Raw genomic sequence first — 23698 nt, 5'->3', positions numbered from 1 at the left:
TCTGCAAAAATCAGGTCTTAGATGTCCAGTCATGCAAAAGGCCGCTCCTTTAGAGCGGCCTTTTCAGGAATACCAAGCGTAAATCGGTTTGAGATCAGACTTGGCGAACTTTTTCGCCATCGCCGAAGAGACCGGTACCGTTCTGATCGATGATCTGCTGCGCCTTGCGGAAGGTCGATTCTACGGCATCGTCCGACGAGCTGAAAACATCGGCGCGAATGAAGTTGCGCACCAGGATCTCGCCGTTCACGTCCTTCTCGATCCGGCCCATGAGGCGGAACTGATTGCCTTCGCGCTGCGGCGTCGCATGGATCGTGCAACCGGCATGCATCTGCGGCTCGGCGCTGACAGTCGAACCGCCGGACTTTTCGGAGCCCGCCTGCGACGCGCCACCGGTGAAGATCGAGATGATATTTGAAAAGAACGAAGCCATGGATCGCCTTTAGCACGAAGGTTGCAGGCTCGCAAAGTCAAATGATCAGGTTTGCGAGGATGTCGTTTTCGGTAATGTCCTCATAGCCCATGCCCGACTTTTCGAACTGGGCGATCAGCTCCTTGAAGTTGTCCGGATTCTTCGTCTCGATGCCGATCAGGATCGAGCCGAAATTGCGGGCGCTCTTCTTCAGATATTCGAAACGCGCGATGTCATCCTCCGGCCCGAGCATGTTGAGGAAATCCCTCAGCGCGCCGGGGCGCTGCGCGAGGCGCAGGATGAAGTATTTCTTCAGCCCGGCGTAGCGCATGGCCCGCTCCTTGACATCAGGCAGGCGCTCGAAGTCGAAATTGCCACCGGAGACGACGGCGACGATGGTCTTGCCGCGGATGCTGTCACGATCCAGGGTCTCGAGCGCTGTGATCGCCAGCGCGCCGGCGGGCTCCAGCACCACACCCTCGACATTCAGCATGTCGGCGATGGTGACGCAGATGGCATTTTCGTCGATGAGCTGGACCTGCTCGGCGGCAAATCCCTTCAGCGCTGCAAAGTTCAGATCGCCAATGCGTCCGACGGCGGCGCCATCGACGAAGTTGTCGACCTTGGTGAGTGTGACCACCTGCCCCGCCTCGATGCTGCGCCTGAGGCTCGGCGCGCCGGCCGGCTCGGCGAAGACGAAAGCGTCACGGCCAAGCCGATCGGCAAAATAGCTGGTGATGCCGGCCGCAAGACCGCCGCCGCCCACAGGCAGAAGGATACGGTCGGGCACGACACCTTCAGGCAGCTGCTCGGCGATTTCGGCGGCAACGGTTGCCTGTCCCTCGATGATATCGACATGATCGAAGGGCGGCACCATGACGCCGTCGATCTTTTCGACATGCTCGCGCGCCGCCTGATAGCATTGGTCGAAGAAATCGCCGAAGAGCTTGATGGTGATGAATTCGCCACCGAAGATACGCGTCTTGTCGATCTTCTGCTGCGGCGTCGTTACTGGCATGTAGACAACGCCCGGCACGCCGAAGTGCCGGCAGACGAAAGCAAAGCCCTGGGCATGATTGCCGGCGGATGCGCACACGAAGGTCTTCTCCGTGCCGCCCTCGGCAATCACCTTGCGGAAGAAGTTGAAGGCGCCACGAATCTTGTAGGAACGGACCGGCGTCAGATCCTCGCGCTTCAGCCAGATCTCGGCGCCATAGCGCGCCGAAAGATGCTCGTTCAGCTGCAGCGGCGTTGCGGGAAAGAGGCCACGCATGGCCTCGGTGGCTTCGAGAACAGTTTGTTTGTCCACGGCTTATTCGTCCTTCTTCAATCCATTCCCGCTATGGCACAGGAAAGATGACTAAAGAAAGCCTGTTTAGCACCCTTTCCGACCCGCAGGACCGATATTGTTCACGAAGAATCGTGCGAACCGAGGATAGGTAGCTTTCGCCACCGAAATCCCCCCGAAATCTGCGAATTGACAGCACGGACCTGCCTCTCTCCAATACGGGACAGCCATCATGATGATGGTTAGAGGCCCGTCCAAGAACCGACCCGTCGGCTCAGGCGGGCTTCGCCTATCAGCGATAGCGCAAGAATTAACTTCATAATTGCGCTTGCGATTGAGAATCGCGCGAAAGGTGTTTATCCCGATATTATTCTAGGGAGACCATCATCATGCGCCTGATCCGATCCGCGTCATTCGTCTTCACTCTCGCCATTCTGGCCTCCTGCACACCGCAGAAGGAAAGCTTCGAGAAGGCGATCCCGATCATGAAGGAAAGCCCGAGCGCCCGTGCGCTGGTCGTCGAAAAGTGCATGTCGCAGCACCTGCCTTCCGAAACGCTGGATGAGATCGCCTTTTATGTGAAATCGCAGAAAAGCGACGCGAAGCGGCTTTTTTGCCAACGGCTGACGAACGGCCTCGCTTTCGGAAAAATAAGCTATGCGGATTTCAAAGCCCTCTTCCAACAGAAGAAGGTAACCCCGGCACTCATCGCCGTTCTCAAAGGGCGTTGAGCTGATCGCACCGGATGCGTCGGGCACGTCGAGGCAAGGCAGCCCGTTTCTGCGAAAACATTTCCTTGACTGAATCGCTCAAGTGCTTGAAGGGGAAAGGCACGCGGACGTGGCGAAACTGGTAGACGCAAGGGACTTAAAATCCCTCGGAGTGATCCGTACGGGTTCGACCCCCGTCGTCCGCACCAAAGACAAATCCCTATAGACTCAACGAAAAAGGCGCAGCTTTCGCCGCGCCTTTTCCTCAATATGCAAAGCTCGATTTAGGCGGTCAGCTTGGCAGCGATCTTGGCGACGTGGGCGCCCTGGAATTTTGCTGCTTCCAGTTCGATTTCCGAAGGCTGGCGCGATCCGTCGCCGTTGGTGATGGTGGAAGCGCCGTAGGGCGAGCCGCCCTTGACTTCCTCGGTGCCCATCTGGCCCTGGAACGCATAGGGAAGGCCGACGACAGCCATGCCGTGGTGCAGCAGGGTCGGGATGAAGCCGAGGATGGTGGATTCCTGGCCGCCGTGCTGGGTGGCGGAGGATGTGAAGACCGAGCCGACCTTGCCGACGAGCTTGCCGCCGAACCAGAGGCCGCCGGTCTGATCCCAGAAATTGCGCATCTGCGAGGCGACCGTGCCGAAGCGGGTGCCGGCGCCGACGATGATGGCATCATACTCGGCCAGTTCGTCAGGCGTTGCGACAGGTGCTTCCTGATCGAGCTTGAAATAGGAGGCCTTTGCGACCTCTTCCGGCACGAGTTCGGGCACGCGCTTCACGGTGACTTCGGCGCCAGCGGACTTTGCGCCTTCTGCGACGGCATAGGCCATCTTCTCGATGTGACCGTAAGCCGAATAGTAGAGAACCAGAACCTTAGCCATGAACGTCTCCTGTTTTTTGGACGCGTTGAGTGTCGAGGGAAGTTCTAGCAGCGATGCGATAGCAGCGCAGCCCCCATGCCCAGAACGCACTGTTCATCCCCTGTAGACGAAAATTCATTTGTGGCGCTCTGCAGTGACCGACGGCGACGCGAAAACCATGGTTTGCATTCGCAGAAAACGGCGTTACCTATTTCAAAGCTTTTGCGAACGCGCCGCTGCGCAACCTCACGGATGTTTTCATGACCAACAATACCATTGTCACCGCCGCCATGCTGGCCATCGGCGACGAACTGCTCTCCGGCCGCACCAAGGACAAGAATATCGGCCACCTCGCCGATGTGCTGCTGCTCGCCGGGATCGATCTGAAGGAAGTCCGGATCGTCGCCGACGATGAGGATGCCATCGTCTCGGCGCTGAACGCGCTGCGCAGCCAGTACGACTATATCTTCACGTCAGGCGGTATCGGCCCGACGCATGACGACATTACCGCCGATGCCATCGCCAAGGCGTTCGGCGTGGCTTGCGAACATGATGCCGAAGCCATGCGGCTGATGGGTGAAATGTATGCAAGGCGCGAGATGGAATTCACCGAAGCCCGCCAGCGCATGGCGCGCATGCCCGTGGGATCGAAGCATATCCCCAATCCGGTCTCGACCGCTCCCGGCTTCAACATCGGCAACGTCTATGTGATGGCCGGCGTACCGCAGGTTTTCCAGGCCATGCTCGACAATGTCATCCCGACGCTTCGAACCGGCGTGCGCATGCTGTCGACGGCGATTTCCTGCCCTTATGGCGAAGGCGAAATCGGCACGCTGCTCGGCCTTATCCAGAAGGCGCATCCGGATACCAGCATCGGCTCATATCCGCGCTATGTCGGCCAATTCTTCTCGACGGAAATCGTCGTAAGGGGCCGCTCCGCCGAGCTTGTTGAAAGCGTCGCTGCCGAAGTGCGGGCGATGATCGAAACGATCCGGCAGTCGAAAGCCAAGGAAAATCAGTCCGCTGAAGCGTAACCTTCAACGGCGGCGTGCATTTTGTTGTGGAACCGGAACGATCTCGGCGCATTATTCTGAAGCGGAATGCTGATATAATGAAACGATCCAACCCTTCCGCATGGGAGATCACGTCATGTCCTATAAAACCATAGTGACCGTCCTCGACAATCCCGACAACACGCGCGTCGCCGCCGATTTTGCGGCGGCCTTTGCCAAGGAGCATGGCGCCCACATTGTCGGCCTGCATGCGGAAGTCGTCTCCACCGTGCCACTGGTGGCGCCGATGGAAATCCCGGACCCTGTCGCCGTTCAGGCGCTTCAGGATGTCGCCCATAACCAGGCGATCGAAGTTGAACGGTTGTTCCGCACGAAAATGGAAGGTGCGGGCCTCGATTATGACTGGCACAGCTTCACCAGCACCGTCGGCTACGGCACCGAGCCGCTGATCGAAAGCGCCCGCAGCGCCGACCTGCTGGTTGCCGTGCAGCCCGACCCGTCCAAATATGCCGATACTCAGGTCGATGTCGAAACCTTCCTGTTCGATAGCGGCCGCCCGGTCCTGCTGATCCCCTATATCCTGAAGGAACCGAAGCCCGTTCGTCGCGTGCTGATCGCATGGAATGGCTCCAAGGAAGTGGCGCGCGCCACCTTCGATGCCCTGCCCTTCCTGAAGGCTGCCGATTCCGTGGAAATCCTCTCGGTCAGCACCTCGGAAAAGGAAACCCATCCCTCCAAGGAAAGCGGCGTTCAGATTGCAGCCGCCCTGACGCGTCACGGCGTTCGGGCAACCTTCGAAACGGCCGCCTGCTCCGGCAAGTCAACGCCCTCGCAGGTCATCGAAAATCGTCTTGCCGACAACAGCATCGATCTGCTTGTCATGGGTGCCTATACGCATTCCTGGCTCTGGCAGATGATCTTCGGCGGCACGACACGGACATTGCTGCAATCCATGACGGCAATGACGCTTCTCGCCCGGTAACAGGCGAGAATGCCGGAAGCGATGGTTTCCGGCGGGGATGTGCACCGGTCCGTTGCTTTGCCGCTCTTGCCTTTTGACGGTAAATCCAGCAGAAAGCAGCGACCGATGACAGAATTCCCGCCAGGGAACCGTTCGCGCGGTCGATGGAACATGATCCCGAAAGACATCCAGTTCTTTCCCGGACGAGATCCTGTTCAAGCAGATAGCAGCGAATCGCGTTCCGGATTTGGTTCATGGTCCGCGCCCGCCGCGGGGTCTGCTCAGGGTCGCCGGCGCGCCGGTGCGTCATTATTCCATGCCCCGGAGCCTGTTGCCATGTCCCTGCCCGATAAAGCCTTTCCCGTATCCTGGGATCAGTTCCATCGCGATGCCCGCGCGCTTGCCTGGCGGCTTGCTGGCCTTAACCGCGAATTCAAGGCGATCGTCTGTATCACCCGTGGCGGCCTCGTGCCTGCCGCCATCATCTCGCGAGAACTCAATATCCGGCTGATTGAGACTGTCTGCGTCGCCTCCTATCACGACTATTCCAGCCAGGGTGAAATGAACCTGCTCAAGGGCATCGCACCCGAACTTTCCGTCAATGGCGGCGAAGGCGTTCTCGTCGTCGACGATCTGACGGATACCGGCAAGACGGCCCTCGAGGTCCGCGCGCTGCTGCCGAAGGCGCATTTCGCCTGTGTCTACGCCAAACCGACCGGTGTTCCCACAATCGATACCTTTATCACCGAGGTCAGCCAGGACACCTGGATCTACTTTCCCTGGGACATGGGCTTCACCTATCAGGAGCCAATTGCCAAGGGTCATCGCGGCTGAAGCTGCATGGCCGTTGCGCGAATCAGCATTGATTCGGCGCAAGGCGTCAAAGCGAGCCGGGACAGTCATAATAGAGGTGGGCGCTGCGGCGCCCGCTATATTTAGTGGGCGCCATCTGACGAGAACGTGTGAGATTCAAGGCGTTCCGAACGAATCATAATCCGCCACGGCATGGTTTTGCCTCGCTGCCAATGGCTTGAGGGTCACGGTCACAATTTTGTCGCTTTTGACTCCGGCAGTGATGACATTCGCCCTATTCATCATCGCAGCAAGCACGAGCATCTCCCGTCAAGTTCTTGAATCTTCTACCCTCCTGACGTTTCCCCAATTTCCACAGATGAGCCCACAAGATATTGTGGTTAACAATCCATCTCAAACCACCCCTTGACGGACTCATGTCTTTCAAAGTTAATGGACGACGTTGCGGCGGCGACTGGACCAGGCGATTTTATGAGGGCTGGTTCTCAATTCGAAATCGGATTTGGATTCAGGGCGATACACTCATGGTAGTGGCCGCCGTGGGGCTTTTTGTGCCGATGCCGATGCTGCCGAAAAAACACATGCGGGGACTGGCGGCAATAAGCTGTTAATACTATATTTAGTGTTTGCAGCCACCATCACCACAAGATACAGGAAGCCATCTCCGGGTGACACCTCCTGTCAGAAAGCGGATTGAAGACTGGCTGCGCGTTGAAATCGCGAGGCCGGATAGGGATTTTTGCGCCCTTTCCCCTCACGGGCGCGCCAACGAATGAGGATTGGGACCATGCGCATCGAACGTCGCTTTACGAAGGCCGGCCAGTCAGCTTACGCGGATATCGAATTCCGCAAGGCGACTAGCGAGATCAAGAACCCCGATGGGTCGATCGTCTTCCGCCTCGAAAATATTGACGTGCCCGCGCAGTTCTCGCAGGTCGCCGCCGATATCCTGGCACAGAAATATTTCCGCAAGGCCGGCGTTCCCGCCAAGCTCAAGAAGGTTGAGGAAAACGACGTTCCTTCCTTCCTCTGGCGCTCCGTGCCTGACGATGCGGCGCTGAAGGATCTTCCCAAGGAGCAGCAGACCGGCTCCGAAATCGATGCGCGACAGGTCTTCGATCGCCTGGCCGGCACCTGGACCTACTGGGGCTGGAAAGGCGGCTATTTCTCGTCGGAAGAAGACGCCTCCGCCTTCCGTGACGAACTTGCCTATATGCTCGCCACCCAGCGCGTCGCTCCGAATTCGCCGCAGTGGTTCAACACCGGCATGCACTGGGCCTACGGCATCGATGGCCCCGGCCAGGGCCACTATTACGTCGACCCCTTCACCGGCAAGCTCACCAAGTCCAAGTCGGCCTATGAGCACCCGCAGCCGCATGCCTGCTTCATCCAGTCCGTCGAAGACGATCTCGTCAACGAAGGCGGCATCATGGATCTCTGGGTTCGCGAAGCCCGTCTGTTCAAGTATGGCTCCGGCACCGGCTCCAACTTCTCGCTGCTGCGTGGCGAAGGCGAAAAGCTCTCCGGCGGCGGCCGTTCGTCCGGCCTTATGAGCTTCCTCAAGATCGGCGACCGCGCTGCCGGCGCCATTAAGTCGGGCGGCACGACGCGCCGCGCCGCCAAGATGGTCGTCGTCGACATCGACCATCCTGACATCGAGGACTACATCAACTGGAAGGTCAAGGAAGAGCAGAAGGTTGCTGCCCTCGTTACCGGTTCGAAGATCGTCGCCAAGCACCTGAAGGCGATCATGAAGGCCACCGTCAATTGCGAGGGTGACAATGACGATTGCTTCGACCCGGCCAAGAACCCTGCCCTGAAGCGCGAGATCCGCGCTGCCAAGAAGGACCAGGTTCCGGAAAACTACGTTCAGCGCGTCATCCAGTTCGCTCGCCAGGGCTATAAGGATCTGGAATTCAAGACCTACGACACCGACTGGGATTCGGAAGCCTATCTCACCGTATCGGGCCAGAATTCCAACAATTCGGTCTCCATCAAGGATGACTTCCTGCGCGCCGTCGAGGCCGATGGCGACTGGAACCTGACCGCCCGCAAGGATGGCAAGGTCATCAAGACGCTGAAGGCACGCGACCTCTGGGAGTCGATTTCCTACGCCGCCTGGGCATCGGCCGATCCGGGCCTGCATTTCAACACCACGATGAACGACTGGCACACCAGCCCGGCGGCCGGCCCGATCCGCGCATCCAACCCGTGCTCGGAATACATGTTCCTCGACGACACGGCCTGCAACCTCGCTTCGCTGAACCTGATGACCTTCAAGGACGCGGCGACGAAGCGCATCAATATTGCTGACTACGAACATGCCGTCCGCCTCTGGACCGTCGTTCTCGAAGTCTCCGTGATGATGGCGCAGTTTCCGTCGCGCCGCATTGCCGAGCTTTCCTACGAATACCGCACGCTCGGCCTTGGCTACGCCAATATCGGTGGCCTGCTGATGTCATCGGGCATTCCTTATGACAGCGACGAAGCCCGCGCCATCGCCGGCTCGCTGACCGCCATCATGACCGGCATCTCCTACGCAACCTCGGCGGAAATGGCCTCCGAGCTCGGGACGTTCCCGATGTTCCAGCCGAACCGCGAGAACATGCTGCGCGTCATCCGCAACCATCGTCGCGCCGCCTATGGCGAGACCACGGGCTATGAAGGCCTGTCGGTCAATCCGGTGGCGCTGATCCACTCCGAAAATCCGGATCAGGATCTCGTCGCCCATGCCAAGGCTGCCTGGGACAAGGCTCTGGATCTCGGTGAAAAGCACGGCTACCGCAACGCCCAGGCCACCGTTATCGCGCCGACCGGCACGATCGGCCTCGTCATGGATTGCGACACGACCGGTATTGAGCCAGACTTCGCTCTGGTGAAGTTCAAGAAGCTCGCCGGCGGCGGCTACTTCAAGATCATCAACCGCGCCGTTCCGGAAGCGCTGCGTGCACTGGGCTATTCCGAAAGCCAGATCGCCGAAATCGAGGCCTATGCCGTCGGCCACGGCAATCTGAACCAGGCTCCGGCCATCAACTCCTCGACGCTGAAGGCCAAGGGCTTCACGGACGATAAGGTCGAAGCGGTCAACGCCGCGCTGAAGAGCGCCTTCGACATCAAGTTCGTCTTCAACCAGTGGACGCTTGGTGCCGACTTCCTGAAGGGAACGCTGAAGGTTTCCGACGAACAGATGGCCGATATCAGCTTCAACCTGCTTGATCACCTCGGCTTCTCCAAGAAGGACATTGAGGCCGCCAACATCCATGTCTGCGGTGCGATGACGCTCGAAGGCGCTCCGTTCCTGAAGAACGAGCACCTGGCCGTCTTCGATTGCGCCAACCCCTGCGGCAAGATCGGCAAGCGCTACCTCTCGGTCGAGAGCCACATCCGCATGATGGCGGCAGCCCAGCCGTTCATCTCCGGCGCGATCTCCAAGACCATCAACATGGCGAACGAAGCAACCGTCGAAGATTGCAAGAACGCCTACATGCTCTCCTGGAAGCTTGGCCTCAAGGCCAATGCACTCTATCGTGACGGCTCCAAGCTCAGCCAGCCGCTCAACTCGTCGCTGATCGAAGACGACAATGACGAAGATGCGCTGGAAGAATTCCTGCAGGCTCCGGCTGCTGCCCAGGCCGTCACCATCACCGAGAAGATCGTCGAGCGCGTGATCGAAAAGGTCATCCGCACGCAGGAGAAGCTGCCGGGCCGCCGCAAGGGCTATACCCAGAAGGCAAAGATCGGCGGACACACGATCTTCCTGCGCACCGGCGAATATGACGACGGCCGCCTCGGCGAAATCTTCCTTGACATGAACAAGGAAGGCTCGGCCCTGCGCGCCTTCATCAACAACTTCGCGATCTCGGTCTCGCTTGGCCTGCAATATGGCGTGCCGCTCGAGGAATATGTCGACGCGTTCACCTTCACCAAGTTTGAGCCGGCCGGCATCGTCACCGGCAACGACGCCATCAAGAACGCGACATCGATCCTCGACTACGTGTTCCGTGAACTGGCCATCTCCTATCTCGGCCGCCACGACCTCGCCCATGTCGACACCTCCGACTTCAACAACACGGCGCTTGGCCGTGGTGTTTCCGAAGGCAAGGCCGATGTCGTCTCGAAGGGCCTGACCCGCGGCTACAAGCCAACGCTGGTTCCCACCAGCGGCGAGCAGGTCAAGGGCGCGGCCACAGCCGCTCCGGCACGCGCCGCCTCAATAGCCACGGTGACGTCATTTGCCGGTAATACCGTGCGCAAGCTGGAGCCGACCAGCGCCATCTCCACCTCCGAAGTCGTCGCCTTCAAGCGCGATTATGAGGAGCGCGCGAAGGAACTGGCCGAAGAGATCGCAGAGGAACTGGTGAGCGAAACCGCCGAATCCTCCACCGGCCTCTTCACCGACAAGGCCGCCAGCGACGCCGCATCCGCCAAGACGGACGCCAAGAAACTGGAATCCGAACGCCGGGCCCGCTCCATCATGCAGGGCTACACCGGCAACATGTGCACGGAATGCCAGAACTTCACGATGGTTCGCAATGGCACCTGCGAAAAGTGCGACACTTGTGGCGCAACGAGTGGCTGCAGCTGAGCGCTGGAATTTGACTGATCACTTGGAAAGGCCCCGGACGAAAGTCGCGGGGCCTTTTGATTTGAAGTGCTCTTGAGCGCGGGTATTCGCTCCGGCTTTACCGCCGGCGGTCCAGGGAACTATGCGAAGGAAAGGACGGTGTGTTCGCCGACCGTGGTGTAGCGCCAGCGTCCGGAATGGATCTCGGTGGGCAGAGTTCGATCCAGGTAGCTACGCAATTTTGTCAAGGTTGTAGGCTGTTCCGAAAAGGTCGTCAGGAACAGCTTGTTCTGGAAAATCAGGAAGGGAGCAAGCCGTCGGTTGGCAACCTGCATGTATCTGTAGAACCCTTCCGTCACCGTCGGCCAATGCACGCCCATAAAGTCATCGAGCAGCACGACGCCTCCCGGAACGAGGAGTTCTTGAGCAATGTGCATATCGTTGACGACGTGAGCGATCGTGTGCCCTCCGTCGACCGACATCAACCGCACTCCCGTCACACCAAGCTTTTCCCGCGCCGTGGCCGGCGTCAAAGACATGCTGTCAGCGGAAATGGCGGTGACCCTCGATGCATATTCGGGGAAAAGGTTCTCCAGGTGCTGGCTGAATATGCTCAGCGACCCCTTCCCGCTATGATCCAGATTCTTCTGCTGATCCTCGAAGAGGTCGACCGCCACACAGTGTTCATCGTCTCTCGATGCTGCCGCAAGCAGGAAGAACAGCTTGCCGTGATGAACGCCGATCTCCAGGATGTCACCGGTGACCTTGTCGGCATTATGCAGCTCACGAACAAATTTCAAGATATGCGGAATTCTGTCGCCAACCCATCCATGAACTTCACTCCAAGCCTTTCTCAGAGTTACATCCAGGACATCGACATCACCTGACACCGCAGCCATCTGCATTTTTCGCCCCCTATTATCATCGAGTTAAAGAATGAGCGAAACCCGTCGGGTGTGCGCTCCGATCGCTAAAAGCTCCGATGTCTGTTCAAGACCGCTCTCGATTACCCGGTGAAATCCCTCGTCCTGGAACCCGCATTTTCCAAGAGAGAGCCTGGGTAACCAAATCGGCCAAGCGTCGACCACGCCCGCAAGCTAGAAGGCAATATTCCCCTGGTGCCAGCCAGAAACCGTCTGGCTTGTACGTATTCGGGCATACCGGTAATATTTTCCGGAAATTCGGTTATTGTGACAGAATTACCAGTCAAAACTCTCTATCGTCCGTTTTCAGAGCGTATAGTCTGTAAAAGTGCCTTGGTTGATGCCGCTTTTGCGCGATTTTACGATCGGCATGGCGGAAACGCCGGCTGGTCTGCATGGATGGGTATCCATCGATCGACCTACGGAGTCCCCTGTTCCCGAAGATGTCGTCAAAAACCTGCGACAGAACGGATAACCCGTGGCATAAGGCCCCCGAAAACTTATTTGTGGGCCTCGCATAGACATGATCCGTATCGAAAACATCAGCAAGCAGAACAGCCATCGCATCCTCTTCATCGAGGCATCCGCCGCGCTCAACAGGGGCGAGAGCGTCGGGCTTGTCGGGCCTAACGGCGCCGGCAAGACGACGCTTTTCCGGATGATAACCGGGCAGGAACAGCCTGACGAAGGCCAAGTCTCGGCCGACAAGGGCGTGACCATCGGCTACTTCAACCAGGATGTCGGCGAGATGGCCGGGCGCAGTGCCGTTGCCGAAGTGATGGAAGGCGCCGGCCCCGTCAGCGTCGTCGCTGCCGAATTGCGCGAGCTCGAGGCAGCCATGATCGATCCCGACCAGGCCGACAGGATGGATGAGATCATCGAGCGCTACGGCGAGGTACAGGCGCGCTACGAGGAACTGGATGGCTATGCTCTCGAGGGACGCGCCCGCGAGGTGCTGGACGGCCTGAGCTTCAGCCAGGAGATGATGGACGGCGATGTCGGCGCGCTATCCGGCGGATGGAAGATGCGCGTGGCGCTTGCCCGCATCCTGCTCATGCGCCCCGATGTGATGCTGCTCGACGAGCCAAGCAACCATCTGGACCTCGAAAGCCTGATCTGGCTGGAGTCCTTCCTGAAGGGCTATGAAGGCGCATTGTTGATGACCTCGCACGACCGCGAGTTCATGAACCGCATCGTCACCAAGATCATCGAAATCGACGGCGGCAACCTGACCAGCTATTCGGGCGACTATGAGTTCTATGAGCAGCAGCGCGCCCAGAACGAGAAGCAGCAGCAGGCACAGTTCGAACGCCAGCAGGCCATGCTCGCCAAGGAAATCAAGTTCATCGAGCGCTTCAAGGCGCGCGCCTCGCATGCATCGCAGGTGCAGAGCCGCGTGAAGAAGCTGGAAAAGATCGATCGAGTCGAGCCGCCGAAGCGGCGCCAGACTGTCGCCTTCGAATTCCAGCCGGCGCCACGCTCGGGCGAAGACGTGGTCAACCTGAAAAACGTCCATAAAAAATACGGCAGCCGCGTCATCTATGAAGGGCTTGATTTCGTGGTGCGTCGCCGCGAGCGCTGGTGCATCATGGGCATAAACGGCGCCGGCAAGTCCACCTTGCTGAAGCTGGTGGCAGGCTCGGCGCAACCGGACGAAGGCAGTGTAGCCTTGGGCGCCAGCGTCAAGATGGGTTATTTCGCCCAGCACGCCATGGATCTTCTCGACGGCGAGCGCACCGTGTTTCAGCAACTCGAACATGATTTTCCGCAGGCAGGCCAAGGCTCGCTGCGGGCACTTGCCGGCTGCTTCGGCTTTTCCGGCGATGATGTCGAGAAGAGATGCCGGGTACTGTCCGGTGGCGAAAAGGCGCGGCTGGTCATGGCGATCATGCTCTTCAACCCGCCGAACCTCCTCGTGCTCGACGAGCCGACGAACCATCTCGATCTCGACACGAAGGAAATGCTCATCAAGGCTCTGTCGCAATATGAGGGCACCATGCTGTTCGTCTCGCACGACCGGCATTTCCTTGCGGCACTCTCCAATCGTGTTCTGGAGCTGACGCCCGAAGGCATCCATCAATATGCCGGCGGCTATACCGAATATGTGGCACGTACCGGCCACGAGGCGCCCGGCCTGCATGGCTGACGCTCTTGTCCGCCGCCGTCAGTGCACGTCGGCGGGCAATGTGGTTCCGGCATTGATGACGGCAACCGGCGCGGTTCTGCCGCGCACGCGGATCTCGATGCGGCGGCGTGACTCCACGGCGCCGCGCTGGCCCGAGGTAACGGTATCGCCGGGCAGGATTAGCTGGGCGGCCGACATCGGCAGGATGGTGGCATCCTTCAGCTTGGGATTGGCCTTGAGCACGTTGGCAACCGCGATGGCGCGGGCAAGCCCAAGACCGGCATTGTCGGCGGGCTGCAGGGACGATACCGGCAGCTTGCCATCCATCGCATTGATAATCGTATCGTCGAGGTTGGACGTCCCTCGCGCCACCGGCTGTTCGTCTGTATGGCCAATCACTTCGACGATATTGGCACCGTAGAGGCTCAGATTGCTGGCGATCTCGTCCGTTATCGTCGTGCCGAGCAGCTGGGCGAAGGTGCCGGTGAGTTCGGCACTGCCCGACTGGAAATAGTTCTTCTTGGCATCGTCGAGATTGATGATCGGCGGCCAGTCATGCATGACACCCCCGCCTGTACCGCCCGCCAACAGCTTGTTCACCTCGTCCGGTGCTGCCGCCAGCGCGATGTTATGCTCTTTCAGCACCGCGGCAACCTTCGAAAGCGACTGCAGATCGGCCGGCGTCGCGCCTTCGTCCACTATGTTGTCAAGCGTCTCGCGCGCCAGCACCAATTCGCGCCATTGCTTCTCGACGACCGCCTTGTCCGCCGCCGAGAGATTGCCCGAGACAAGCTTGGACTGCAATTGCACGATCAGCGCCGTCTGCTCCGATCGTTTCCTCTCCAGCAAGGCAACCTGCTGTTCGGCTTTCTCGAGCTTGCGCTCGACCTCATAGCGGCGGCTTCTCTCCGCCGAAATCATGGCCGCGGCGACCAGCAGCAGGCAGAAGACCAGGAGCAGCATGGATTCGGCCATCGTCAGACCGAGAATAAGGCCGCGATTATAGCCCTTGTGCTCCAGTCTCGGCGCGCCGTCCGGCCTCCCCTTTACCATAGATGCCACCAGCGTTTTCGGGGCACGGCTTCATCATCCCCATCGCCTTTCCGCTTCGGCAACGGCGCTTGCCCCATGGCCTCCGCCATGCGGCCAAGCGCCTCTTCGATGTTGCGCAGCGGCTGCAATTGCGCCTCCGACATCTCCTTGATGGCGCTGATCGCCGGGGCGAGCTCGGAGCGGACGACGTCCTCAGGCGAGCGAATCTCCTCAAGCTTCCGGCCGACGCTTTCGACGGCGGTGCCGAACTTGCCGATGATCTCCGATAGCTGCGATGTCGTCGCCGTCAGCTGCGCCGCTGCGTCGTTGATCGGGGTCACTGCCTGTTTCGCCAGTGTCTCCAGGATCTTGTTGATCTCCTCGCCGTTGCGCTCGGCCTGGTGCGCGATCTCCTCGAATCCTTCCGACAGCATCTGATTGCTGACCCGCCGATAATGCGAGAACTCGCGCGACGAGGAATCGAGCTCGGTGCGCACCCTCCGCGTCATCTCCGCAAGCTCGTGGCGCACGCTGCGTTCGATATCGATCGGGTCGCGCCGCATCTGGTTGAAGAGGATGCGCAGCGTCACGCCGGCGATGGTCGATGTGACGGCGATACCGAAATTGCGGACGATGGTCTCGATCGATGTTTCGCCGGCAAAGAGATAAAGCGATACGCCCAGGCTCGACAGGGTGAAGAGAAAGCCCATGTAATAGAGATTGTCGCCGGTCTGCTCGTTGTGCAGCCGAAATCCGGCGAAGGCCAGCGAAGCCACAAAGTAAACTCCCATCAGCAGCAGCGGCACGCCGGTGACGATCGGCAGCGACCACCCCAGGAGTTTCGACGACCAGATGAAGATCATGCCGCCGATGGTAGTGGAGGCGAAGAGCACCATCGGCCCGTAGTCTCGAATGACGTATCGCGCCTCGGTTCCGGCCATCAGCGTATCCCCTCCAATCGCACGAAACCGTCGAAATGGCCGTTGTTGCTCTTGATCCATTGCGCCCAGAAGTTGGCGAGATCTTCCATGCTGAACTTCATATTCGGCCTTTGGAAGGCGAGAATCCTCACCGAGACACCATCCAGTGACGTGCGGAAACGGTCGTTTGCCGGGCTATGCTGATACTTCTGGTAGGAGGCGCCATCGCGGTAGTTCGAGAAAGCGGCTGTATGCTCGATCATGTCGGAAGCGACATAGAGCCGCTTCGGCATACCACCGGCCGCGCCGGAAAAGACCTCCAGATTGATCTTTTGAATGGCTGCCATGATCGGCGATTGCCTGCCGGACTCCCCCACGGTCAGTTTGCCGGCGATATCGGCGAGCGGCTTCTGGAAGCCCTTTTCCCAGCGAGCCTGCGCCAAACGCGGATTGCTGGTCCATTCGTCGACATTTGCGCCGCTTCCCGGATTGCAGCCATGAAACGTCTGGATGAGCTCGCCTTCCTTCTCCGTCAGCGCATAGATATCGATCGCGCCGCCGATCGGCACGTCCGCCACGATCTTCTGGAACTGGTTGCGCAGATCGAGCGCGGTCGTATCCGAAATCGGATCGGTGACATCGAGCAGGATCGCGGTTTCCGCCTTCGGGCCATCCACCGGGCAAAGCGACGCCTGGTCGACGGCGACATTGCCGCCAGCCTTGTAGCGCAGCCAGCCATAGGCGCCGACGATCCCCAAGGACAGGACGGCGAGGCAAACCGTTGCGATGATGAGGCCGGCGGAACCGCCGTGCCGGCTACGCCGCTTGCGTCGCGCCAAGGATGCTCTCCGGGAAAAGATTGTCGAGCTTGTGATACTTGTCGATAGCCCGTTCGAATTCGTCGCCGATCTGCTTGATCTGCTCGGATAGCTCGCCCTGCGCGCTCTGCACACGAGCGCCGAGCACCTTGTCGTCCAATTCCTCGTCGGTGCGCATTACCGGCGTCAACCGCTCCATCTTGTAGGCGGACAGGAAATAGGGCGGCTCCGGCTCGGTGCGGGCCGATCTATTGGCATCGCGGTAAGAGGTGAGCAGCACATTGGCCGCACGCTCCAGATGGTTCTGATGTTCGCCAAATAGCCCCGCCGTCCGGCCACGATGCGCGATAATGGCGGCGGTCTCCTGCCGTCGAAGCGAGAGATCGCGGATGATTGCCTCGATCTGGCTGTTGTGCTCGTCACGGATCTCGCGAAGGTCCTCGATCAGATCGAGTTTGCGGTCGATATAATTGTTCCTCGCCGCATCCAGACGCTTCTGCACTCCGGCAAAACCCGGATAGGGATCGGTCAGATAGCAGCCATCAATGAAGGCAAAGAGCGAGAACATCAGGCCGACGGCAAAGAGCATCCAGGAGTTCAGCTCCTGCAGCCCCAGTGGCGCCGTCTTCAAGCGTTGGATCACCTCGGCACCGGCGCCGCTCAAAATGGTGGCCGAAACCTCGCGATAATGCGCCAGCGCGATGTTGATCCCGAGGGCCACAGCGATATAGGCAACGAGCCCAAGCAGGCCGAGCAGTTTCAGCGCGTAGGAGCGATGCACGAGGAAGCGGACGCAGAAGAAGGAGAACATCAGCGCGGCGCCGATGTTCAGGAAGGCAAAGGCCGCCGCCTCCGTCACGCCGCCAACAACGCCCTGCTCGCTCCCCTTGGCGAGAAAGCTGCCATTCATCACCATTTCGATGAGGATGAGAAAGACGATGAGGGAGACCTTGAAGCCCCATGCCGCTTTGCTGGAGACTTTCGCGGCGCGCTGCAATCTGTGCCGGGCCTTGAAATCCACCATTTCATCCTCGGCGGTCTTCAGATTGCGCCGAAGGCCATGCAGTTCGTCGACGCCGCTTGCCACCTCGGCACGAAAATCCGACAGGCTGGAGGCGTTCGCCTGACGGATCAGCCCGAACTGACCTTCGAAATCGAGGTTGCGCAGGCGACTGTCGAAGGTTTGGAATTGATCTTCGAGGACCTGATAGGAACTCTTCTTCTCCGCCTCGACCCAGGCAACGATACGCTGTTCCGTTTCGTCGAATGATTGGGCGCCCGATGCCGGCCGGTTCAGCCGTCCCGCTGCCGCACCTTTCTCCTGCAGGGCGAGGGTCGATCCGAGCTTCTCGATATCGATGACGGGAAAGACATCCGTCGAGGCCCGGAAATCATGGCTGGTCTCCCGAACACTTTCCCAGAGGCGGTTTAAGGCTTCGAAACGCAACGATCTTCCCCGGCAAATTCATCAACTTAGAAAGGACAAAACGATAGATCGATACCGCACCGGTTGTTCCCGGTCCAGAGCGATATAGCCGAGGTTAGGATGTGATTGTGGTAAAGACTAGCCCGAACGGATGTCGATTGGAAAACGCCTGTTTTGATCCCGTCAAAACCTGCTGTGATGGCGCGAGGGCCGACTATGCTTCGCCCGAATTGGGGGCGCTCTTCCAGAAGCCGGCCCGGCGCATCCCGTCCCGATAAATCTCGTGCTGCCATTGCTCCTTGAACGGTATGACGGAAAGCCACTTGTCGACGTCGAAGCCGGGATTGGCCTGATGCACGCGTCGAACAAAGAACCCTGCCCTCTCCTCGTCGCCAAGCATCGCCCAGCTGGCAGCAGAAATCCTGTCTGCCAAGCTGGTATCCGCCATCCGAGCGATATAGCCAAGGGCAGCGTCGAAAGAGCCGAGCATGTAGCTGGCCGCCGATGCAATCCATAAATAGGAATCAGGACTGAGCGGATTGAGCGCAAGCGCATGTTCGATCTTCTGCAGACCCAGATCAGGCTTGGATGCATACACTAGGGCTTCGGCGTGATCGGCGATAATACCGGCATGGTTCGGATTGAGGGCATCGGCAAGCTCCAGAGCCTCGATGCTCTCGTCGTTTGCGCCCTGGAAGCTTTTTGCGACACCAAGCTCGCGGTAGCCGTCCGCGATGTCACGCCGCGCGGCAATAGCCTGCAGGGCATAGGCTTCCGCCTCCTGCAAAAGAGCCGCATCGCCTCCTGCGGTCAACAACCATTGCTTCGAATAGGTACGGGCAATGGAGCCCAAGGCGGGAGCGAAGGGCCCGCCACTCTGCAGCGCAGCCTTCAGCTCTGTCCGCGCTTTCTGCAGGTTCGATACGGAGAGACGGTCCAGATAGCGGCGGCCAGCGAGATAGCGTTGATGACCAGCCGAATTTCCCTCGAAATGGGATCTTGTCATCTCGCATCGCTCGATCTGCCCAGCCAGCGACAGGACGAGGTGACGGGAAATCTCCTGCCTCTGCTGCCCATGTGCGCATGGTGCAATCTTTAGCCGGTCCGCCCAGACGATCTCATCGCTCGCTGCGTCGACAAGCTGCGAGAACAACAGGGTTTCGTTATCGTGGCCGCTGAACCGCATCTCCAGCGCATATGACCGCTCCTGCCGATCCGACGTCCCGGCTGGAGCCGCGTTGCGCCAACCGATCTGGATCGCCCGGCGGCCCTCCTTCGTCTCAAGGCTGTTCAGCGCACAGAAACCGATGGTGACATCCTCGATAAGGGATGATGCATCATATCCACCGGCCAGCCCCTCCGCTGGAGACAGGACGAGCAGCGGCACCCGGAGCTGCTGAGCGACCGCTAAATCAGCCGACAGCGAGGTGCCGTTCTCGTCATCGAGTGGCAACGATCCAGGCTTGCGCGCCCACCATGCGGCCAGAAGCGCATTGCGTTGCCCGGAGAGCTGCCGAAAATGCTCCACCTCGCCGAACGCATCGAATATCCGCAGCAAAACCGGATGGATATCCCGGTCCTGCGGATCGAGGCTCAGAAACAGGAAGGCAGCCTCCCTCACCAGACTGGTATCGGCCGCCGGGGCCACCTCGGCAGCAGCCTTGATCGTCTCCTTCAGCATCCGGATATGGTGACGCTTCTGCCTTGTACGCCATTCGAAGAACACCACGCTCTGGCAATCGACATCAGGCAGGAACTCCGCCCGGAGCGTCTTCGTTAGCAACTGCAGCCTTGCGAGAACCCGGTCGTCAGCAGTCGCGTCGAGAACAGAGATATCGGAGGCCAGCAGATGCGGCTCAAGCTCGACCGTGCTCTCGTTGAAACGAAGAAACGAGCTGCCCAGCTCACCCTGACGGGTTCTTATCCTCGAAACCAGTTTGCGCAGATTGACTTGCGCGCTGCCACTGTCATCCAGCCCCCACAAGAGCTGGGCGATCGCGCTGCGTGGCGCGCGTGATGTTGGCTCCGTCATGAGATAGGCGAGTATCAACAGACCCTTCTCGGGAAACGCGACCTTTCGGCCATCGCCATCCATAAGCTTCAAACCACCAAACGTATGCAGTGAAAACATGTTCTTGTTCACGAAATCCGCACCGACCCATGCCGGCGGCACAAGCCGATACTATTTTTCTTGCCGGATTGATTCCATTTGAGCTCGAACGAGCATGGCGAAATTTCCATATGCCGATAATGTGAAGGAAGGCTTGGCGATTTTCAATTCCAATTGCCGCCGACCTAATGAACCATCCGCCAAATCACCGACGTGACATAATTTTCAGCGCATGCGACCTGACTGGAGCACCAAGCCATGACGTCTTCCCCCTTCAAGAATATCTGTATCTACGGCGCGGGCGCACTCGGCGGCGCGATTGCGGCAAAGCTGGCTTCCTCCGGCGATCAGGCGAAGGTCTCCGTCGTCGCACGCGGGGCGCATCTGGACGCCATTCGCTCCGGCGGCATCCATCTTTGGGAAGCAGAGGCAAGCAACGCGCTCGTGGCACAAGTGACGGCAACGGACGATGCGGGCGAGTTGCCACCACAGGATCTCGTCATCACCGGCCTCAAGGGTCATCAGCTGGCGGCGGCCGTGCCCGGCATCGCCAAGCTGCTGCATGCCGGCACCCGCGTCGTGATGATCCTCAACGGCGTGCCCTGGTGGTATTTTCACCGGGATCGGCAGAGCGGCCATGCCGAGCACCAGATGGAAGAACTGGACGTGAATGGCGGTCTCTGGCGACTGATCGGTCCCGAGCGCGTCATCGGCTGCGTTGCCTATCAGGGAGCGGAGGTCGCCAATCCCGGCGAGATCAGGCTCAGCAACAAGGGCCATTTCATCCTGGGTGAGCCGTCCGGCGAGACAACGTCCGACATAGAGGCCATCGCGGCGCTGCTGCAGAAGGCCGGCGTCACCGTCTCCATTTCCGCGCGCATTCGCGACGATATCTGGAGCAAGCTGATGGGCAACGCCGCCTTCAATCCGATCAGCGCTCTGACGCGCGGATTGATGTCCGACATCATGAACGATCCTGCTCTGTCGACGATGGTCGGCCAGGTCATGAGCGAGGTGAAAGCGGTTGCCGAGGCTTTGGGATCTCATGTGCCGATGTCGGTCGAGGAACGTCTCGAACGCTCGCGCCAGATCGGGCCGGTACGCACCTCGATGCTGCAGGATCTGCTTGCCGGCAAGGCGCTGGAGATAACGCCTCTCGTCGGCGTCGTCGTTTCGCTCGGCAAGCTGACGGGCGTTGCAACACCGGTCTCGGCAACGATCCTGGCGCTGGTAACGCAGCTCGATCGGAAGAACTTGCAAGTGGCGGGATAGCGCTTCGCGGTTCGTTTATATCGCACTTACTTCTTCGCCTCCGGCCGCGAATGGATTTCCTATGTCGCCTGGCACTACGCTTCCGTTGAAATACGGAGGCAGATGCCATGCTCGATACACACGCACCAAACCTGACGGAATCCATCCGCGTCCTCGTCCACAACAGCGATGAGAGACGCCATCGCACGACCGCATCGGTTCCAACGGCGAAGGCCCGACCCAAGCGCCAGCCCCGCGATCGGCAGATACGCGAGAAACGGACATTTCACGCAATGTTCGCCTTCGGGCTGCTGCTTGGCGGCCTCGAGCTCTTCATCGTGCTGCATTATCTTTGAGGCGCAGCCGAGATGAAAAGGCCAAGCTTTCAAAGACGCATCGGCGGTGCGATCACTGCCCTTGTCACCCCGTTTCATGACGGCGTTTTCGACAGCGTCGATATGATGGCGCATGTGGAATGGCAGTTGCTGAGTGGCGTTGACGGGCTGCTCGTCTGTTCCCTGACCGGCGAAGGCCCGACGCTGACGGAGGCGGAACGGCTTCGCGCCATCGAAATCTGTGTCGAACTTTGCGAGGGCCAGGTGCCCGTCATCGTCGCATCGGGCACCAACGACACGGCAACGACCATCGCGGAAACGCTGCAGGCGCAGCGACTGGGTGCAGACGCCGCGCTTGTGACGGTGCCCTACTATTCAAAGCCGACCCAGAAGGGCGTGCTTCATCACTTCGAACAGCTTGCCGCCCATACCGAGCTGCCGCTCATCGTCCACAATCAGCCATCGCATACCGCAATCGATCTCGCTCCGGCGACCGTCATGCGACTGGCGGAGATTCCCGGGATTATCGGGATCTGTGATGACAGCAGCGATGTCTCGCGCATCGATCGCTGGCGATCACAGCTGTCGGAGCGGTTCGGGCTCTATACGTCTAACGATGCCAGTGCGTTTGCCTTCACTGTCGCAGGCGGCCGTGGCTGTTTTTCCAACGCGGCAAATATTGTGCCGCGATTATTCCAGTCCATGCAGCATTCGGCGGCCTGTGGCCATCTCAGCGCCGCCCAATCCATAGACGCGCGCCTGCAGCCGCTGTTCGATGCGTTAGCGCGTGAAAGCGAGCCGGCGACCGTCAAGCATGCCCTGTCGCTGGTGCGGTATATCGCAGCCGATGTACGCCTGCCGCTGGTCGGCGTAGCCAATGAAACTGCGACGGTGATCCAGACTGCCCTCGCACAGTTTCAAGCCGACGGCAGCGGCCGCTTTGCCTCCCGCCGAACCTTCCGGCTGGGATTGTAAAATCACGTCATGCCTATGAGATTTTTATATTTTTGCCATTCGGGACAAATGGAAATCCTAGCAACTCACCCATAGATTCAAGAGCGTGGCACCCATGGTCCAGCGGACCTCAGGTGCCGGTGACACTGGAAAGGAACTATGATGTCACGCTATACGCATGCCGGCCTATCAGCCGATCCCCTCCAACGCCCTCGCGCCGTGGCCCTTGCCGGGGACGAACGGCATTTCTCTTCAGACGCGCTGCTGCATGGCCTTCGCTCCATCGCTCCGCGCCTCGGGCTTGTCTTCCTCATCGCCGGCGTCCTTCAGATGCTGCTGCATTGGGCTGGACATTGAACCTAACCGAAGAGATCCAAGAGGAAGAAAAAATGGCAAACGCACAGCATATCCAGCGCCGCTCGGCTCACGGCCCCTTTTCGCCGGCACCGGCCCGCTTCGTCATCGGCCGTGATCGCCGCGGCAGCTGGATCGTCCAAGACCGTCAGGGGCTCGTCGGCGGCTTGTTCCGCAACGAGGCCGCTGCCCTGCACTTTGCGGCTGAAGAATGCAACCATAACCCGGCCGACATCTGCCACGCGCCGGAAGGCGCAGTCCTCGACCTTGATGGTTTCGTATCCACCTCGTCCAATCTGCACTAGACCCAGATCAACCCGAGTAAAACTTGCGCAGCGGTTCCCCGTCTAAAATTGCGTAAGAACAATAGTTTGGAGCGGTTGAGCGGTTCTGAGAAACGCTCAACCGCTCCAGGGCAGGCTTCGACAGCTGCAACCCGACCAAACGCTTCCTTAACCCGCCTTGAGTAGGTTTTTGGCACGGGTGTCCCAGAGAATAGAAACAAGATGTCGAAGCCTGCTTTCCGCTACAGCCATTACGATCTTAAAGAACAGCACGCCGGTACGGTGATCGAGATTACGCTCTCGGCTGTCGCCAATGTCAGGCTGATGAACAGCTCGAATTTCGAGCGCTTCACGGAAACCCTCAAGCATCAGTTCCTTGGTGGCGTCGCCAAAAAATCACCGATACGGCTGGTCATTCCGGAGGCCGGTCATTGGCATCTGGTTGTCGATATGGAAGGCCACAAGAGCCTGGCGGAATCGAGCGTCAAGATGGTGGATAGGGTCACCGTTCCGCGGATGCAAAAAGCATAGCGGAAAGCAGT

21 protein-coding genes and 1 tRNA gene are annotated in these 23698 nt (G+C 59.4%); 13 read left to right on the top strand and 9 right to left on the bottom strand.

From position 1 onward, the window contains the following. Nucleotides 1-94 precede the first annotated feature (94 nt). Together A6U86_RS03765 and ilvA are read right to left on the bottom strand one after the other, a co-directional pair. Entirely contained in the window at nt 95-433 is a 339-nt protein-coding gene (locus A6U86_RS03765; protein WP_068386140.1) for an HlyU family transcriptional regulator, read from the bottom strand. 37 nt (nt 434-470) lie between these two features. Further along, on the bottom strand, nt 471-1721 hold the full coding sequence (gene ilvA / locus A6U86_RS03760; protein ID WP_083196715.1) for a threonine ammonia-lyase: 1251 nt from the start codon (nt 1719-1721) through the stop codon (nt 471-473). Between the two features lie 368 nt (nt 1722-2089). Between ilvA and A6U86_RS03755 the strand changes: the two genes are divergently transcribed. Both A6U86_RS03755 and A6U86_RS03750 read left to right on the top strand, forming a co-directional pair. Further along, nucleotides 2090-2431 (top strand): hypothetical protein, encoded by a 342-nt coding sequence (locus A6U86_RS03755; RefSeq protein ID WP_068386139.1) that lies wholly within the window; start codon nt 2090-2092, stop codon nt 2429-2431. 103 nt (nt 2432-2534) lie between these two features. Further along, a tRNA-Leu gene (locus A6U86_RS03750) sits at nt 2535-2619 on the top strand. A gap of 75 nt (nt 2620-2694) precedes the next feature. Here the strand turns inward: A6U86_RS03750 and wrbA are convergent. Further along, nucleotides 2695-3294, bottom strand: a complete 600-nt coding sequence (wrbA, locus tag A6U86_RS03745; protein WP_068386138.1) for an NAD(P)H:quinone oxidoreductase type IV — start codon at nt 3292-3294, stop codon at nt 2695-2697. A 239-nt stretch (nt 3295-3533) separates the two neighbouring features. On the opposite strand from wrbA, the gene A6U86_RS03740 reads away from it, so the two are divergent. The 4 genes from A6U86_RS03740 (at nt 3534) to A6U86_RS03725 (ending at nt 10645) form a co-directional block, all read left to right on the top strand. After that, nucleotides 3534-4307 (top strand): competence/damage-inducible protein A, encoded by a 774-nt coding sequence (locus A6U86_RS03740; RefSeq protein ID WP_068386137.1) that lies wholly within the window; start codon nt 3534-3536, stop codon nt 4305-4307. 115 nt (nt 4308-4422) lie between these two features. Then, entirely contained in the window at nt 4423-5268 is an 846-nt protein-coding gene (locus tag A6U86_RS03735) for a universal stress protein (RefSeq protein WP_068386136.1), read from the top strand. A 315-nt stretch (nt 5269-5583) separates the two neighbouring features. Continuing rightward, nucleotides 5584-6081: a xanthine phosphoribosyltransferase gene (gene gpt, locus A6U86_RS03730; RefSeq protein ID WP_068386133.1), complete on the top strand. Its 498-nt coding sequence runs from the start codon at nt 5584-5586 to the stop codon at nt 6079-6081. Nucleotides 6082-6847: 766 nt separating this feature from the next. Then, nucleotides 6848-10645: a vitamin B12-dependent ribonucleotide reductase gene (locus A6U86_RS03725; RefSeq protein ID WP_068387809.1), complete on the top strand. Its 3798-nt coding sequence runs from the start codon at nt 6848-6850 to the stop codon at nt 10643-10645. A gap of 119 nt (nt 10646-10764) precedes the next feature. Here the strand turns inward: A6U86_RS03725 and A6U86_RS03720 are convergent, their stop codons facing one another. Next, on the bottom strand, nt 10765-11529 hold the full coding sequence (locus A6U86_RS03720) for a class I SAM-dependent methyltransferase (RefSeq protein ID WP_068386132.1): 765 nt from the start codon (nt 11527-11529) through the stop codon (nt 10765-10767). Between the two features lie 541 nt (nt 11530-12070). Between A6U86_RS03720 and A6U86_RS03715 the strand changes: the two genes are divergently transcribed. Then, nucleotides 12071-13693 carry an ABC-F family ATP-binding cassette domain-containing protein gene (locus tag A6U86_RS03715; RefSeq protein WP_068386131.1) on the top strand — a complete coding sequence of 541 codons (1623 nt, stop codon included), beginning with the start codon at nt 12071-12073 and terminating at the stop codon, nt 13691-13693. A gap of 18 nt (nt 13694-13711) precedes the next feature. On the opposite strand, the gene A6U86_RS03710 is transcribed toward A6U86_RS03715, so the two are convergent. The 5 genes from A6U86_RS03710 to A6U86_RS03690 form a co-directional block, all read right to left on the bottom strand. Then, nucleotides 13712-14725, bottom strand: a complete 1014-nt coding sequence (locus A6U86_RS03710) for an OmpA family protein (protein WP_068386130.1) — start codon at nt 14723-14725, stop codon at nt 13712-13714. Beyond that, nucleotides 14719-15645, bottom strand: a complete 927-nt coding sequence (locus tag A6U86_RS03705) for a hypothetical protein (RefSeq protein WP_068386129.1) — start codon at nt 15643-15645, stop codon at nt 14719-14721. The genes A6U86_RS03710 and A6U86_RS03705 overlap by 7 nt, the downstream gene beginning before the upstream one ends. Beyond that, the gene (locus tag A6U86_RS03700; RefSeq protein WP_068386128.1) at nt 15645-16463 is read right to left on the bottom strand and encodes a hypothetical protein; all 819 of its coding nucleotides are present in this window, start codon (nt 16461-16463) and stop codon (nt 15645-15647) included. Before A6U86_RS03700 ends, A6U86_RS03705 begins: the two co-directional genes overlap by 1 nt. Continuing rightward, nucleotides 16441-17889 (bottom strand): hypothetical protein, encoded by a 1449-nt coding sequence (locus A6U86_RS03695; protein ID WP_068386125.1) that lies wholly within the window; start codon nt 17887-17889, stop codon nt 16441-16443. The genes A6U86_RS03700 and A6U86_RS03695 overlap by 23 nt, the downstream gene beginning before the upstream one ends. Before the next feature lie 193 nt (nt 17890-18082). Further along, a complete protein-coding gene (locus A6U86_RS03690; protein ID WP_068387805.1) occupies nt 18083-19999 on the bottom strand; it encodes a hypothetical protein in 1917 nt (638 codons plus the stop codon). A 237-nt stretch (nt 20000-20236) separates the two neighbouring features. On the opposite strand from A6U86_RS03690, the gene A6U86_RS03685 reads away from it, so the two are divergent. The 6 genes from A6U86_RS03685 to A6U86_RS03660 all read left to right on the top strand — a co-directional run bounded on the left by A6U86_RS03685 (nt 20237) and on the right by A6U86_RS03660 (nt 23687). Next, the gene (locus A6U86_RS03685) at nt 20237-21250 is read left to right on the top strand and encodes a ketopantoate reductase family protein (RefSeq protein WP_068386124.1); all 1014 of its coding nucleotides are present in this window, start codon (nt 20237-20239) and stop codon (nt 21248-21250) included. 107 nt (nt 21251-21357) lie between these two features. Beyond that, a complete protein-coding gene (locus A6U86_RS03680) occupies nt 21358-21585 on the top strand; it encodes a hypothetical protein (RefSeq protein ID WP_068386122.1) in 228 nt (75 codons plus the stop codon). A 12-nt stretch (nt 21586-21597) separates the two neighbouring features. Beyond that, nucleotides 21598-22539, top strand: a complete 942-nt coding sequence (gene dapA / locus A6U86_RS03675; RefSeq protein ID WP_068386119.1) for a 4-hydroxy-tetrahydrodipicolinate synthase — start codon at nt 21598-21600, stop codon at nt 22537-22539. A gap of 138 nt (nt 22540-22677) precedes the next feature. Continuing rightward, entirely contained in the window at nt 22678-22875 is a 198-nt protein-coding gene (locus tag A6U86_RS03670; protein ID WP_141683618.1) for a hypothetical protein, read from the top strand. A 32-nt stretch (nt 22876-22907) separates the two neighbouring features. After that, on the top strand, nt 22908-23177 hold the full coding sequence (locus A6U86_RS03665; protein WP_068386115.1) for a hypothetical protein: 270 nt from the start codon (nt 22908-22910) through the stop codon (nt 23175-23177). Between the two features lie 201 nt (nt 23178-23378). Further along, nucleotides 23379-23687, top strand: a complete 309-nt coding sequence (locus A6U86_RS03660) for a DUF1883 domain-containing protein (RefSeq protein ID WP_068386113.1) — start codon at nt 23379-23381, stop codon at nt 23685-23687. Nucleotides 23688-23698: the final 11 nt, after the last annotated feature.

Origin of the sequence: Rhizobium sp. AC27/96 (assembly GCF_001692325.1) — a bacterium.
GTDB lineage: Bacteria > Pseudomonadota > Alphaproteobacteria > Rhizobiales > Rhizobiaceae > Rhizobium.
Note: the sequence above shows the minus strand (reverse complement) of the source record. Positions and strands in the feature narration are given on the sequence as shown.